Here is a 14093-nt window from a genome sequence, read left to right on the forward strand (position 1 = left end):
GGTGGGGATGAGAGGGCAGAGTCCGTAGGAGGGTTGGACGACGGCTATCGGGATGTTGTTTCGCGCTCCGCCTCGGGGGTGAAGTCCAGCGGCTGCGGCGGGTAGACCACTCCGTAGATGCGGGCGAACCGGTTGGCGGGTGCCGCCGAACCACCGTGTCGTTCCAGGAAGAACGCGTAGGCCATCGAGTGCATCTGCGCACCGTCCACGTGCATGATCCACCTGTTGGAAGGGGCATGGAAGCGGGCGCCTTCCACGGCCACCTCCAGTCCCGCGACCGGACCGCCGCGCAGCTGCCCGCTCAGTGCGACGCACCGCTTGAGGATCTCAAGGTCCGTGCGTCGCATGGCGACCTTTTGCAGGCCCGGTTCGGGTGGGACGGTGGTGGCCGATGCGTCGCGTCTGCGGGCGTAGAGCAGCACGTCCCATCCGTCGGCGGTCACCTGCACCGCCCACAAGACGGGGCGGCCGGCCTTCGCGGACAGCTCAGCCTGGTCTTCGGCGGACGCCTCTCTCACCAAACCGGTCCTGACGAGCGGGGCCGTGGTGCGTGCGTCAAGCCCAGGGCTGGAGGTGGCCCACCCGTCCGGCTCCCGCTGCGTTTCCGCCACGCGTAGCAGCAGCGCGATGTGCCCGCCCGAACGCCCCATCTCAGCCCTCCCCGGTCTGCGCGATGGCGTGACGCTAACGTGCGGTGCTGCCCGGCGGGTGCGGTTTCGGAGAGCGCCCCTCTATAGGGGAGGCGCGTGGGTGCGTGTGCGAGACGAACGGCGCACACTCGGGGCTCTACGCCCCGCTGTCGGGGTCCGGGGCGGGTATCTGTACGTCCTTTACTCCCCCTTCGGAAGGACGAGATACGCGGCTGCCGTGTTCATCGCCGGGATTGGGGCGCGGCTGAACCTGGTCGAGGGCACGGTGAAGGCCCGCGTCATCGCGTCCATCGGTGAACCCGGCGTACGCAGCCGGGTGGAGGCTGCCATTGCCGCCTACGAGGCGGGCCGGGCGGGGTGCGACGGCTGATGGCGTGCAGGAGGGGCCGGACGATCTGTCGGTTCTCCTGGCTTCTCGTCGGCGACGAAGAGCAGGTCCAACCGCTCTGATTCGACTACGTTGGCGGAGCTGACACACCTGAACGAAGGACGCACATGGCTCGCCCGTACAACCCCAGACCGAAACAGTTCGTCTTCGCTGTCGGTGATGGCAACGACCAACAGGTCTCCGTGGGCGACCCTCAGGAAGCCTACGTAGCGTTCTCGGCGTTCTTCCGTGATCGAGACGCTGACACCTACACCATCATTGATGAACCGTCGGGGCAGAGTTTGGTACTCATGCCCGGGCAAGGTGTGATCTCCCGGATCAATGGTGCGGGCCAACCTCGGTCGGAATACCTCCAGGTCGACAGGCCCAACCGGTACCTTCCGAGCGCGATGCTGTTCTTCGAGAACGGATTCTCCGGCCTCGACCGCTTCGGCCAGTGGTTCTCCGACCTCGCCGACCTCGACGCATCACCGGAGACTCGTGGTGCCGCCCGCGCGGCCACGTTCAGGACGGAAGCAGCGGCGATCGAGGAGGTAGCTCGGATCTGGGCGGATTCGGGCTGCGTGGACCCGAGCGACCAGTACTACGTCTTCTTCGACTCGCATGATGTCGACGATGACCGGGCTGAACGAGCCGAACTTCTGAAGCTGATCGGGTTCCTCGGTATCGAACGAGTCGAGGCACCGGCCGAGGCCGCCGGGGGCGAAGTCTGGGTGCGCACCGACACACGTCTCGACGTCGAATGTGCACGGTGGTCGTGAACAGCCGGTGCAGCGTGGGGCTGCGACATCACCATGCTGCCGTCCGGTCCGGTTCCGGGGAAGACTGAGTCCATGAGAGACATCGTTTTCACGCGCGCAAGCGGCTGGATCCCGAACGTGATCCGCGAGGACGGTCAGCTGAAGCTGATGCTCGGTGCCGGGGCAGACGCCAACCACGAGCCTCGCACGTTCACGTTCTCGATCAGCGATGCCCATCTTGCGGTGATCGAGGACGACTTGGCCAGACACCTGCTGCTGTGGAGTGCGGTCCTTCAGCTGTGCGATGCCGCCGGAACCCGGGGCCGGCTCGACGAGAACGCTGCCGTCGCGCTCTTGGACCCGATCCTCCTTGCCGCGCCCGCGGACGTCGACGCGCTCTTCCAGCGCATCCCATGGGACAAGAGCCGACTCATCGCCCACGGGGCCGACATCGGTCTCCTTGAGCGCGGTCAGGTATGCGCGGCGATGCGCGGGGCGACAGAGACGTCGAACGGGAAGCGGGCTCAGGAGTACCAAGCGAACCGCCGTCGCGCCGAGCGCGGAGCAGTACTCGGTCCACTCGACGCCGCGATTCTCAGGTACACGGGCCAGTATCTGCACGGCGCAACGGTTCCGAGGCGGATACCCGATGCCGTTGCCCCCGCACTGCTGCCCGAGGTCATGCGAGTGATCGCCACTGCGGAGCAGTCGTGCGCCGGGATGCGGATCGGCCGCGATCCACGACGGGGAAAACGCGCCACTGACAAGCGCGACTGGGATCGGATGGAGACGACGGTCGCCACGGCCGTGCGCCGTGCACACCCTGAGCTCGTCGATGACGCGGTGCGTACGGTGAGCTTCCTGATGTGCTCGGAGGCCGCGGACCTCTCCAGGAACACACCCATGGAGGAAGACGAGGAGTCTGCCGGCCACCGCACCGACTTCGGCGCGAGCGCGAGGAAGACAGCTCTGTCGTTCACCGACGACAAGGGCGTCGAGAAGAAGTGGCTACGGAACAGTCCCCGCACTGCCGCCACGGAGTTCTGGGAGTTCGTCGGCGATCGTTCTGCCGCGGACAACGAAGTGTTCACCATCGAGGACGAGGAGATGGGCGAAGGGATCCAGCTCCACTTCTACGCGGACTCACTCGCCCGGATCACGACGCTGCGCGAGGGTGAAGGCGGGTCGGATCCGGAGTACCGGGTCGAGTACAGCCTGGTCGACGGGATCGGCGGGTACCGGAAACTGGTGAGCGCCTTCGTCCGCGGCGGCTGCGCCGCACTCGAACAGCACGGCCCTTGGATGTCGGATGTCGCCGAGTTCGAGCGCGCGCGTCGGCGACGCAACGCCCGGTAGCCCCAGCGGGATCCCGCGCACGCGCCGTCGAAAGGTCGGAAGAACCTGGGCAGAGCAGGTACGGGAGCCCGCGCACTGCGCTTTGTTCGACCTCATGTCGATGCGAGGTCAGGACACGGACTGCCTTCACGACGCCGGTCGCTCGGTTGGTGCTGCGGCGCGGAGCTTGAGGAGGAGGCTCCGTCCCTTGAGTGGCTCCGTAAGCAGAAGGAAGAGCAGATGTTGACGGGTCTCAGCGGCGGTCCCGGCTCTGAGAGGCTGCAAGTGTTTATGAGAGGTAGCAGCACTTGAAGTCACTGGCGCTGTCGGCCTCGCCTGGAAGCAGCCGCCATCTGAGCCGGCGCTTCCACCAAGGGTCGGAGCCAGGAGCAAAGGGATCTTGCAGTGTCCGCGCCAGGAATCGGTCGTCCAGAGGGGCGACCGTCATGAGAAGCTCGCGACGCGCCTTCCGTCGCATGGATGCGGCTGCCCCTTCCAGGAGTGTTCGGGCATGCTTGTCTCTCCAACTCGTGATTCCGTGTCCACGATTGGATCCGTGGTCTGGCCACTCATGAAGCGCCAAGGCCCATACACGGAAGGCGCAGGCGACAGCCCCCGGGGCAGCCGGTGTCGCGTCTCGAACTGCGCGACCCAATCTCGGCCAGAACACAAGCATCGAGCTGGGTACCGAGGCCAGGAAAGCTGAGGATAATCTCCGCGTCAGGATGCCAGCGGTGCATCCCAGGGGCCTGTGCGGTGCGTCGGAGGGTACGCACGGCAGTCGGGCCCGCGGAGTTTCACATGCGGGATCTCAGTACGTCGATTTCGCAGCCCGGCGCGGACGGGTCGAAGCCGTGCTCGATAAGCCAGCGGACTGCCAGCAGGCTGCGCAGCGACCACCACGCGTGGATCACATCAAGGTCGACGTCGGTGCCGTAGCCGTCGATAACATCGTGGAGGTGCTCCTCGTGTCCGAGCGTGAAGGTGGCGAGGTCGTACAGAGCATCGCCCTGACCCGCCTCGGACCAGTCGATGATGCCGGTGACTTCATCGCCGTCCACGAAGACGTGCGCGATCTGCAGGTCGCCATGCGTGAACGCCGCCGTCCACGGCCGGAGCGCGGCCTCGGCGACCTGGCGGTTGCGGGTGACCAGGTCGGCGGGCAGAACGCCGTTCGCCACGAGCAACTCGCACTCGGCGTCGAGTTCCGCCGCCAGCGCGCCGCTGCTCCGGCCCGCCCGGCCGTGCCGGGGCGGCAACGGAGCATCGTGCAATTTCCGGATAGCGGCGCCCGCCGCGGCCCACGCGGTCGATGACCCGGTCGACGGCCCGCCGAGGCGCCCGAGCGTCGCGCCAGGAAGGGCGGCGATCGCGAGCACGGGCGGCTTGTGCCAGAGGATTTCCGGGGTGGGGACCGGCGCGAGGGACATCGCCTCGACCTCTGCGTCGATGCGTGCCTGATCGGCGTCGACCTTCAGGAACATGTCACCGACGCGCAGGGTCGCTCGCTCGGAGTGGGCGACAACGACTTTGACCTCATCCATGGGCGCCCAGTATTCCGGGGATGATCGCCGACGTCGCCCGGTTTATCGCGGGTGACTGCGCGACCGGTCGCGGCCTGGCGCTGGACTCCGACGGTGTGGGTGCCCATCTATACGTCGCCGGTCTCGTCCGCGATCAGTACCGCGGCCTCGTCAGTACGGTGCTCGCCGACGTACTCGCGTACATCGGCTCGCACCGGCCTGTTGCCGATTCCCCGTGCCCCGGCGAGAGTTCACCGGCAGCGCATCAACAGGAGAACACGTCTCCGGCCAGGTAGCGGGTGGCTTCTTTGGCTGCCGTGACGTACTGGTGGCGCTTCGCCGCATCCATGCCCTGATACGGCGGCATGCCCGTGACCTCGACCTCCAGCGTGGCCTTGCCTTTCTCGAACACCCCTGGTGCGACGCACGGAATGTCGATGACTGCTCGCTTGTCGGTCACCGCGCCAATCGCGGAACCCACGGTGAAGGTGTCAACCGTCCCTGCGAAAGTGGAGGACGGCGTCGGGCTCGTGTCACTCCGGGGTGGCGATGTGCCGACGCCGTTGTCAACGATCTTTCTCCACAGGTAGGAGACGCGGACGGACTGCTCCTCACCGTCCAGGAAGCAGTACCCGTATGCCGTCCAAGAGGTCGGGTGGAAGCGGCTGGTGTCCTCGGAGGTGATGCCGCCATCCCCGACCAGAGGGCCGAACACCGAGCCGGAGAGCTTGCCGTCGCAGACCGCGGCTGCGGTGCTGGATGCGTCGGGTGGGCTCTCGTCGCTGCTGCAGCCGTTCAGGATGGGCAGGAGCAGCGCGATGACGGCGATCGTCCGGTACTGGGGGCGCCAGTTGGTCGTGGTGCTCACTTGTCGTTCACCGAGGAGTTCCAGGTCGCGCCCTCCGCGTATCCGCTCTGGGCTGTCCGTTCGATGGTGCCGCTGTCCACGTCGATGTCCTCTTGTGGCATGTCGATCCCCGCGGCGTGGTAAGCCAGCCGAAGAGACTTGGCCGTGGAGGTGCCGATCGCTGTCCTGGCGTCCTGCGGTGGTCGTCCGACCTGGTCGCCGTGCGATGGTGGTGCCCAGATTCGCCTTGAGATCCTTGAGCTGGGCCAGTTCGGCCTTGGAGAGCGAGGTTCCGCCCGGTGGGCTCATGAGCTCGTTGTACTTGCTCAGTACGTTGTCTGCGCCGGTCTTGACCGCGAAGTCCCGGGAGAATTCGGGGTGGTTCTTGTTGGCGGACAGCAACAGGTTGAGCTTGGTGACCTCGGCGTGGGTGAGGCGGCCCTTCTTGTTCATCAGGGCAACTTGCCTATGCGTCCCGCCTCGACGGCGGCGTTCTCGTACTCCGTGCGGACCTTGGCCATGGTGGCGAAGGCGGCGTCGGCCGTGTCGTCGACGTTCTCGATGTCACCGCGCAGGTCGACCAGGGAGTTGGCCGCCTGGTCCATGAGCTTGGTGTCGGTCTTACTCGTTCCTCCGCGAGTAGCTGACGTACTGGACGACGTACCGGAATCGGCAAGTGAAGCCACTTGGAATCAGCCCCCGCTGGCGGCGCGCAGGCCGCAACTCTCAGTTCCGAGATCTTGACAGCCCGTACGGTACATCCGTTCGAAACGGCTGTCAGGTGAATCTGACTGATGGTGGATTGGTGGTGCTTGGGGTCTGCGTGCAGTTCTTGTTGATGACGCTGGCGGGATTCCATAGGATCAGGATCCGGGTATCCACTGTGGATTCGGGGCTCGAACTTGGGGGCGATCGAGGTGGTGGATTGCCCGTTCGTTAACCGTTTTGGGGGAGTATTGATGAACCGTAAGGCTGGGAAATCCGTGTTCATTGCGGCAGCTGCCGCGATATTGGTGGGGTCTGTCGCTGGCGGTCCACTGGCAGCGGCCGCGCAGGTGATCACCGATGAGGTGAAGGTGGTCGCACAGGGAGCGGTTGGTCAGATGCAGCCCTCCGATGAGCAAACCAGCGTGGTCGCACACAATTTCATGGGGGGATGACGGCGTACTGACGACGGTGGCCTCCCTCCGGTACCCGTCACTCCGACGGGTACCGGAGGGAGGCCACCAGCCCAGGGCCCGGCGAGTGGCAAGGCCCGCAGCCCACCCCTCGAAGTCGACGGTCGAGGGCATGCGCTGGCCCTCGCCCCCCCCTGGCCGGACAAGAGCCGAAGATGCCTCGAAACTCTTCGTGCATGACATCCGATTCCGGGGCGTTGCCCTTTGCAATTCGCAGCAGGGCCTTACCGAAACGCCCTGCTCACATGTGCCCGAGAAGCGGAATCATCGCTGCGCGCCATTGAAGTGACGGGTGTCGCCGAGGCTGACGATTTGTCGGTTGTGGAAGAAGTCGTCCTCGCGCAGCGTGGTGATGCTGCCGGAGGAGACCCGGAAACTTGCGTAGCCGGCAGACTCGATCGGCATCTTGATCCAGGATGCCAGGACGAATGTCAGCGAGCCGCCGTGCGTCACGATGATCTGGTGTTCGCAGGGATGCGTCAGGATCTCCTCCACGGCCGCGTAGATGCGACGTACCCATTGCTCCTTCGTCTCGGCGCCCTCCACACCCTCGTCATGGTCCATCCGCTCCCCGACAGCCGGCGGCGGGATGAAACGCCGGTTCAGCCACTCCTGCGGCCTCCCCTCCGCCTCGCCGTAGGACTTCTCCCGCAGCCGACGATCGAAAGTCGGCCGCACCTGGAGCCGGGAGGCAACCGCCTCCGCAGTCTGCCGTGTGCGCTGCAGGTCCGAGGAGAACAGCTCCACTTCGGCGCCGGTTGGGATCTGAGCGCGAAGCGCCTCGGCGATGGAAGCTGCCGCACGAACGCCGGCAGGCGTCAGGCACGAGTCGTGCCATCCGCCGACGACTCCCTCCACGTGGTGTGTGGCCTCCGGGTGGGTGACGACGTAAAGACTGCGCACGCGAGTCTGCCTCCGAGTCAGGGTGTCCTGCTGAACACGGCGCGCTACCTTAGCCGCTCGCAGGCACGACTCGTCGTCTTGAGGCACCTCTCGCAGATCAGCATGCAGGCCAACGAGGTGCAGGAGTCGCGGAGTTCGGGGCGTCGTTCCCGTCGTCGGACGGCGAAGCCGTTGAACCGGTGGAGCATGGCGAAGGTCTGCTCGCTGACGTAACGGATCTGGTCCAGGCCCTTGATGTCTGGCTTCGGCCGTCGCCGCCGAGCGCTTCGGGACACTCCAGCACCTCAAACGCGAGCTGAAAAGCGCCGACGCCGCCTGACATGGCTCCCCGGCCCGGTGGCGTGACCAAGTCGGGGCTCCGGAGTTGAGCAGCCGATGTTCCGTCGTCGAAACAGGGAGCCCTTTCAGATGCGCATCCGCAGTGCCACCGGCGCCGTCGCCGTCCTTCTGGCTTTGTCCGCGTCCGCAGCCTGGACCACCGCGGCTTCGGCCGCCGACCCCGAGCCGGGTGCCGGTGCGGTCATCATGTCGGACGAGGCCTATGACAGCCTCGTCCGTGCCGATCAGGACGAGCAGAATCTGATCCTGACCGACCCGTCGTACCGTGAGGCATGGCTCTTCTGCCTTCGCTCCGCGGAACCCAGCCACGTGGAACGCAACGGATGGGGCCCGGGATACGTGTGCATCCCGGACGGCGCCGTGCAGTGACGGGCTCCGTAGCGGCGTAGAGCTCCCGGATGTGCGGGGCGGGATCCATCCCGCCCCGCCACGGGTTGAGTCAGCACTCTCAATTGCTGCTGCATTCGTGGGAACCGGCGCTGCCCGGAGATGGATGACGCGGGTTCCCGGGAGTGCATGGGCTAGTCGTGGTGGTGCCCGAGCAGCACCACCGACGAGAGTGAACCGGCCTGATGGCATCCCTGGAAAACCTGAAGCCCGCCGCGCCCCCTACTGATGCCGGCCCTGCGCGCCGGCCCGGCTCGGTCGTCGTGAAGTGGCTTTCGACCACTGATCACAAGACCATCGGAACGATGTATCTCACGACATCGTTCCTGTTCTTCTTGGTCGGCGGCGTCCTGGCGTTGGTCATGAGGGCCGAACTGGCGCGGCCGGGAACGCAGTTGGTCTCGAACGAGCAGTTCAACCAGGCGTTCACCATGCACGGCACGATCATGCTGCTGATGTTCGCCACCCCGCTGTTCATCGGCTTCACCAACTGGATCATGCCGCTCCAGATCGGCGCTCCCGACGTCGCCTTCCCGCGGCTGAACATGTTCGCCTACTGGATGTACCTGTTCGGCTCGCTGATCGCGGTGGGTGGCTTCCTCACGCCTCAGGGAGCCGCGGACTTCGGCTGGTTCGCCTACAGCCCGCTGTCCGACGCCATCCGCTCGCCCGGCATCGGCGCCGACATGTGGATCATGGGTCTGGCCTTCCAGGGTTTCGGCACGATCCTCGGCTCGGTCAACTTCATCACCACCATCGTCTGCATGCGTGCCCCTGGCATGACGATGTTCCGCATGCCGATCTTCGTGTGGAACGTGCTGCTGACCGCCGTCCTCGTGCTGCTCGCCTTCCCGGTCCTCGCGGCCGCGCTGCTCGCGCTGGAGGCCGACCGGAAGTTCGGGGCGCACGTCTTCGACGCGGCGAACGGGGGCGCGCTCCTGTGGCAGCACCTCTTCTGGTTCTTCGGGCATCCCGAGGTCTACATCATCGCGCTGCCCTTCTTCGGCATCGTCTCCGAGGTCATCCCGGTCTTCAGCCGTAACCCGATCTTCGGCTACAACGGACTGGTCGGCGCCACCATCGCCATCGCGGGCCTGTCGGTGACGGTATGGGCGCACCACATGTACGTCACCGGTGGCGTGCTGCTGCCGTTCTTCTCCTTCATGACATTCCTGATCGCCGTGCCGACGGGCGTGAAGTTCTTCAACTGGATCGGCACCATGTGGAAGGGGTCCTTGTCGTTCGAGACGCCGATGCTCTGGTCGATCGGCTTCCTCGTCACCTTCCTCTTCGGCGGCCTCACCGGGGTGATCCTGGCGGCCCCGCCGCTGGACTTCCACATCTCCGACTCGTACTTCGTGGTGGCGCACTTCCACTACGTCGTCTTCGGAACGGTGGTCTTCGCGATGTTCGCCGGCTTCCACTTCTGGTGGCCGAAGTTCACCGGCAAGATGCTGGACGAGCGCCTCGGCAAGATCACGTTCTGGACGCTGTTCTGCGGGTTCCACGGCACGTTCCTGGTGCAGCACTGGCTGGGTGTCGAGGGCATGCCGCGCCGGTACGCGGACTACCTCGCCGCCGACGGCTTCACCGCGCTCAATACCCTCTCCACCATCTCCTCCTTCGTGCTCGGTCTGTCCCTGCTGCCGTTCCTCTACAACGTCTGGAAGACAGCCAAGTACGGCACGAAGGTCGAGGTCGACGACCCCTGGGGCTACGGCCGCTCTCTGGAGTGGGCGACGTCCTGCCCGCCGCCGCGCCACAACTTCGTCACCCTGCCGCGGATCCGCTCCGAATCCCCGGCATTCGACCTGAACCACCCCGACATCGCCGCCCTCGACCCCAAGCACCACGAGGTCACGTCCGCATGAGCTCGGAACACGACGTGACCGTGGGCATCCGGCAGGTGGAGGGCTACCTGCTGTGGAACTCGAAGGTGGTCTCGGCCCGGGCCGAGGCCGACGAGTTCACCCGGCAGTTGGACTGGCTCACCACGGCCCAGCGCGAGGACATCGAGCACGTCTTCGTGACACAGCGGCTGGCCATGCACAAGGCAGGGCTGCTGCACATCGTGAACCGGACCGTCGAACTGTGCGCCGAATACGAGGCACGCTACGCCCGGCTCAAAAGGCGTTGCCTCGGCCTGTGCGCGGGCGGGTTCGGCGCCGCTGTCGGGGTCTGCACCTACATCGTGCAGAGGTGACCCAAGTCGATGCCACCGGATCGTCGCAGTTGAGCGAGGCGGTTCAGCTCTCACCGCCGAAGCGCGTCAGGTAGGACTCCAGGTCCTCTTCGGACACCTTCGCGAAGAGCACCGGCGGTACCGTGAAGGCGGTGCCACCGGGGACGGCGTCAAGGGCGCGGGCCTGCTCTGCAGTCACCCAAGTCGCAGTGTCGGCCTCCAGCGAGAAGGCGGTGCGCATGGCGGCAGCGGAGACTGGAATGAAGGGTTCGGAGATCACCGCGTAGAGGTGGATCAGGTTCATCGCAGTCCGCAGCGTGGTCGCCGCGGCCTCCTGGTCGGTCTTCATCTCCAGCCAGGGGGCCTTCTCCTCCAGGTAGGAGTTGCCGGCCGACCACAGGGCCCGCAGCGACTGAGCCGCCTTGCGGAACTGCAGAGCCTCCAGGTGGCCCTCGTAGTCGGCGAGCAGCCCGGCGATCTCCGCGCCCAGCTTCGCCTCGGCCGCGCCCCGCTCCTTCCCGGCAGGAACGTGGTCGCCGAACCGCTTGCGGGAGAAAGACAGCACGCGATTGACGAAGTTGCCGAGGGTGTCGGCCAGGTCCTTGTTCACGGTGGCCGCGAAGTGTTCCCAGGTGAACGCCGAGTCGTCGGACTCGGGGGCGTTCGCGATGAGGAAGTAGCGCCAGTAGTCGGCGGGCAAGAGTTCGAGAGCCTGGTCGGTGAAGATGCCGCGCTGCTGGGAAGTGGAGAACTTCCCCCCGTAGTACGTAAGCCAGTTGAAGGCCTTGACGTAGTCGACCTTCTTCCACGGCTCCCGCACACCCAGCTCGGTGGCCGGGAACATCACGGTGTGGAAGGGGACGTTGTCCTTCGCCATGAACTCCGTGTACCGCACGTTGTCGGCACCGTCAGGCCCGTACCACCACGACTTCCAGTCGCGGACCTGACCGTCGCCCGCGGCGTCCGCCCATTCCTTGGTCGCGCCGATGTACTCGATCGGGGCGTCGAACCAGACGTAGAAGACCTTCCCCTCGGCCGCGAGGTCCGGCCACGTGTCGGCGGGCACGGGCACGCCCCAGTCCAGGTCGCGGGTGATGGCACGATCGTGCAGGCCCTCGGTCAGCCACTTTCGGGCGATCGAAGACGCCAGCTGGGGCCACTCGTCGGCCACCTCGTCGATCCAGGCCTCCACCTCGTGCTGCAGCTTCGACTGCAGCAGGAAAAGGTGCTTGGTCTCGCGGACCTCGAGCTCGGTGGAGTTGCTGATCGCCGACCGCGGATCGATGAGGTCCGTGGGATCCAACACCCGGGTGCAGTTCTCGCACTGGTCGCCCCGGGCCCTGTCGTAGCCGCAGTGAGGACAGGTGCCCTCGATGTACCGGTCCGGAAGGAAGCGGTCGTCCGCCGGTGAGAACACCTGCCGGATCGCGCGCTCCTCGATGAAGCCGTTCTCGTGCAGTTTGCGCGCGAAGTGCTGCGTGATCTCAACGTTCTGCTGAGAGGAGCTGCGGCCGAAGTGGTCGAAGGAGAGGGCAAATCCGTCGTAGACGGCACGCTGCGCCTCATGTGCCCGGGCGCAGAAATCGGCGACCGTCAGACCTGCGGCCTTGGCGGCCAGCTCGGCAGGAGTGCCGTGCTCGTCCGTGGCACAGATGTAGAGGACCTCGTGGCCCTGCTGGCGCAGATAGCGGGAGTACACGTCCGCCGGGAGCATGGAGCCCACCATGTTTCCCAGATGCTTGATCCCGTTGATGTAGGGAAGTGCGCTGGTTACCAGGTGCCGGGCCATCCTTGGATGCTCCATTCCGATGTGTACGAGCCGCCCAGCTGCTCCGGGCCGACTGGAAGTACCAAAGCGCCCGGCCGTCGGAGAGAGGCGGCCAAGCGAGTCCCGGACGGCCGAGCGCCCTTCATCGTACGTGGGCCTGACGTGTCGCCTCCGCGGGCTGCTGCCGGCCGACCTCTTCCATCGGCGTCGCAACGACCGGTCCGTACCCGCCTGTGGAGCCGCACTCTCGGATGCGGTTGACATCCGCAGGGCAGCACTGGCTACTCTCAATCTTGCTAAGAATATTGGTAATCAATGATCTGAGGTAAGATGGGTGTCGACCCGAGCGCCGAGCCGTACCGCTGGCGATGGCTGATCCTGGTGGTGATGATCGTCGCGGAGGTCATGGATCTCCTGGACGCGTCGATCGTCAACGTCGCAGGGCCCGCGCTGGAGGAATCCCTCGGTGCCAGTTCCGTCGGGCTGCAGTGGGTGATCGGCGGCTACGCCCTCACACTGGGGGCGGGGCTCGTCCTGGGCGGTCGGCTCGGTGACCGCTACGGGCGGCGCCGGATGTTCCTGACCGGTCTGGCGGCCTTCGTCTCCAGCTCGCTGCTGTGTGCGTTGTCTCCCGACATCGAGTCGCTGATCGCCTTCCGGCTGCTCCAGGGCGCCGCGGGGGCGATGCTGCTCCCCCAGGGCCTGGGGCTGCTGCGCGAGAACTTCTCCGGGCCCGAGCTCACCAAGGTCTTCGCGATCTTCGGTCCCGTGCTCGGCCTGGGCGGCATCATCGGCCCGGTCCTTGGCGGCTTCCTCATCGAGGGCGACTTCTTCGGCCTCGGGTGGCGCTCGGTGTTCCTGGTCAACGTGCCCATCGGGCTTGCGGCCCTGGTCATCGCCGCGAAGTTCGTCCCGAAGAAGGAGGGCGACCGCACCATCCGGGTCGACATGGTCGGCGCGGGCCTGGTCGTAGCGTCCTGCGCGCTGCTCGTACTACCGCTGAACCAGGGACAGGAGGACGGCTGGCCGCTGTGGACCTGGCTGTGCATGGCCGCCTCCGTGGTCGGGTTCGGTCTGTTCGCGCTGCAACAGCGGCGCACCGCCGCAGTGGGCCGTGAGCCGCTGGTGACCCCGCGCCTGCTGCGCAAGCCCGCCTTCACCGTCGGGCTCGGCGGGATCGCGCTGTTCTTCGGCGGGCTGATCGGCACGCAGCTCGTGCTCACGCTGTTCCTGCAGATCGGCCAGCACTTCAGCGCCGGGGACGCGGGTCTCGGCAACTTGCCGCTCGCGGTGGGTACGGCGATCGGTGGCGCGGTCAGCGGTGCGTTACTCGCCGACCGGATCGGCCGCAAGGTCCTCCAGGCCGGACCGGTGATCCAGCTCGCCGGTGCGGCGCTGCTCTGGGTCGAACTCGATCGTCTCAGCGCCGATTCGTTCTCGATCTGGGACATCGCCCCGGGGGTGGCGGTGGCCGGTATCGGGGCGGGCATGGTGATCGCCGCTCTGTTCAGCTTCATCCTTGCCGCGGTCGACGACGACGAGATCGGCTCCGCCTCCGGCGTGCTGTCCGCGGTGCAGGCCATCGGCGGCTCCATCGGTGTAGCGATCTTCGGCTCGGTGTTCTTCGCCCGGGCCAAGACCGGCGACTTCACCACCGGCTTCCACCATGCGCTGATCGTCCAGGCGTGTCTGCTGACGGCGTTCTTGGCCATCACCTTCCTGCTGCCGAAGAAGGGCCGGCCCGAGGAGGAACAGCACGCCGTCGCCGGCCCGTCCGCCTCCGACAGCGGTCCGGCCGGCTCCGGTTCGAAAAGGGACGTCTCTGTGTGATCCCTCCAAGGGACGTCTCTGTG

15 protein-coding genes are annotated in these 14093 nt (G+C 66.3%); 9 read left to right on the plus strand and 6 right to left on the minus strand.

What is annotated here, in order from left to right:
- Nucleotides 1-44: 44 nt before the first annotated feature.
- Nucleotides 45-518 carry a DUF6417 family protein gene (locus ACFVDP_RS00880; protein ID WP_383481095.1) on the minus strand — a complete coding sequence of 158 codons (474 nt, stop codon included), beginning with the start codon at nucleotides 516-518 and terminating at the stop codon, nucleotides 45-47.
- A gap of 349 nt (nucleotides 519-867) precedes the next feature.
- Between ACFVDP_RS00880 and ACFVDP_RS00885 the strand changes: the two genes are divergently transcribed.
- The 3 genes from ACFVDP_RS00885 (at nucleotide 868) to ACFVDP_RS00895 (ending at nucleotide 3134) form a co-directional block, all read left to right on the plus strand.
- On the plus strand, nucleotides 868-1020 hold the full coding sequence (locus ACFVDP_RS00885; RefSeq protein ID WP_383481098.1) for a hypothetical protein: 153 nt from the start codon (nucleotides 868-870) through the stop codon (nucleotides 1018-1020).
- 125 nt (nucleotides 1021-1145) lie between these two features.
- The gene (locus tag ACFVDP_RS00890) at nucleotides 1146-1799 is read left to right on the plus strand and encodes a hypothetical protein (protein ID WP_383481101.1); all 654 of its coding nucleotides are present in this window, start codon (nucleotides 1146-1148) and stop codon (nucleotides 1797-1799) included.
- Nucleotides 1800-1871: 72 nt separating this feature from the next.
- Complete coding sequence (locus ACFVDP_RS00895; protein ID WP_383481104.1) at nucleotides 1872-3134, plus strand: DUF6357 family protein; 1263 nt, start codon at nucleotides 1872-1874, stop codon at nucleotides 3132-3134.
- Between the two features lie 776 nt (nucleotides 3135-3910).
- Here ACFVDP_RS00895 and ACFVDP_RS00900 read toward each other — a convergent pair.
- Nucleotides 3911-4657, minus strand: a complete 747-nt coding sequence (locus ACFVDP_RS00900) for a phosphotransferase family protein (protein WP_383481107.1) — start codon at nucleotides 4655-4657, stop codon at nucleotides 3911-3913.
- Between the two features lie 20 nt (nucleotides 4658-4677).
- On the opposite strand from ACFVDP_RS00900, the gene ACFVDP_RS00905 reads away from it, so the two are divergent.
- Nucleotides 4678-4932 carry a hypothetical protein gene (locus ACFVDP_RS00905; RefSeq protein ID WP_383481110.1) on the plus strand — a complete coding sequence of 85 codons (255 nt, stop codon included), beginning with the start codon at nucleotides 4678-4680 and terminating at the stop codon, nucleotides 4930-4932.
- Here ACFVDP_RS00905 and ACFVDP_RS00910 read toward each other — a convergent pair.
- Nucleotides 4902-5936: a hypothetical protein gene (locus ACFVDP_RS00910; protein WP_383481113.1), complete on the minus strand. Its 1035-nt coding sequence runs from the start codon at nucleotides 5934-5936 to the stop codon at nucleotides 4902-4904. The genes ACFVDP_RS00905 and ACFVDP_RS00910 overlap by 31 nt on opposite strands.
- Entirely contained in the window at nucleotides 5936-6088 is a 153-nt protein-coding gene (locus tag ACFVDP_RS00915; RefSeq protein ID WP_383481115.1) for a hypothetical protein, read from the minus strand. The genes ACFVDP_RS00910 and ACFVDP_RS00915 overlap by 1 nt, the downstream gene beginning before the upstream one ends.
- A 354-nt stretch (nucleotides 6089-6442) precedes the next feature.
- On the opposite strand from ACFVDP_RS00915, the gene ACFVDP_RS00920 reads away from it, so the two are divergent.
- Nucleotides 6443-6643 (plus strand): hypothetical protein, encoded by a 201-nt coding sequence (locus tag ACFVDP_RS00920; RefSeq protein WP_383481118.1) that lies wholly within the window; start codon nucleotides 6443-6445, stop codon nucleotides 6641-6643.
- A 282-nt stretch (nucleotides 6644-6925) separates the two neighbouring features.
- On the opposite strand, the gene ACFVDP_RS00925 is transcribed toward ACFVDP_RS00920, so the two are convergent.
- The gene (locus ACFVDP_RS00925) at nucleotides 6926-7564 is read right to left on the minus strand and encodes a histidine phosphatase family protein (RefSeq protein WP_383481121.1); all 639 of its coding nucleotides are present in this window, start codon (nucleotides 7562-7564) and stop codon (nucleotides 6926-6928) included.
- A gap of 408 nt (nucleotides 7565-7972) precedes the next feature.
- Between ACFVDP_RS00925 and ACFVDP_RS00930 the strand changes: the two genes are divergently transcribed.
- The 3 genes from ACFVDP_RS00930 to ACFVDP_RS00940 all read left to right on the plus strand — a co-directional run bounded on the left by ACFVDP_RS00930 (nucleotide 7973) and on the right by ACFVDP_RS00940 (nucleotide 10493).
- Complete coding sequence (locus ACFVDP_RS00930; RefSeq protein WP_383481124.1) at nucleotides 7973-8272, plus strand: hypothetical protein; 300 nt, start codon at nucleotides 7973-7975, stop codon at nucleotides 8270-8272.
- A 203-nt stretch (nucleotides 8273-8475) separates the two neighbouring features.
- Nucleotides 8476-10161, plus strand: coding sequence for a cytochrome c oxidase subunit I (ctaD, locus tag ACFVDP_RS00935; RefSeq protein ID WP_383481127.1), 1686 nt, complete (start codon nucleotides 8476-8478; stop codon nucleotides 10159-10161).
- Nucleotides 10158-10493 (plus strand): hypothetical protein, encoded by a 336-nt coding sequence (locus ACFVDP_RS00940; RefSeq protein WP_383481130.1) that lies wholly within the window; start codon nucleotides 10158-10160, stop codon nucleotides 10491-10493. Before ctaD ends, ACFVDP_RS00940 begins: the two co-directional genes overlap by 4 nt.
- Before the next feature lie 43 nt (nucleotides 10494-10536).
- On the opposite strand, the gene metG is transcribed toward ACFVDP_RS00940, so the two are convergent.
- The gene (gene metG / locus ACFVDP_RS00945) at nucleotides 10537-12261 is read right to left on the minus strand and encodes a methionine--tRNA ligase (RefSeq protein WP_383481133.1); all 1725 of its coding nucleotides are present in this window, start codon (nucleotides 12259-12261) and stop codon (nucleotides 10537-10539) included.
- Between the two features lie 309 nt (nucleotides 12262-12570).
- On the opposite strand from metG, the gene ACFVDP_RS00950 reads away from it, so the two are divergent.
- Entirely contained in the window at nucleotides 12571-14070 is a 1500-nt protein-coding gene (locus ACFVDP_RS00950) for an MFS transporter (RefSeq protein WP_383481136.1), read from the plus strand.
- The last annotated feature ends 23 nt before the right edge of the window (nucleotides 14071-14093 follow it).

Source organism: Streptomyces sp. NPDC057694, from assembly GCF_042799415.1.
Taxonomy (GTDB): Bacteria; Actinomycetota; Actinomycetes; order Streptomycetales; family Streptomycetaceae; genus Streptomyces.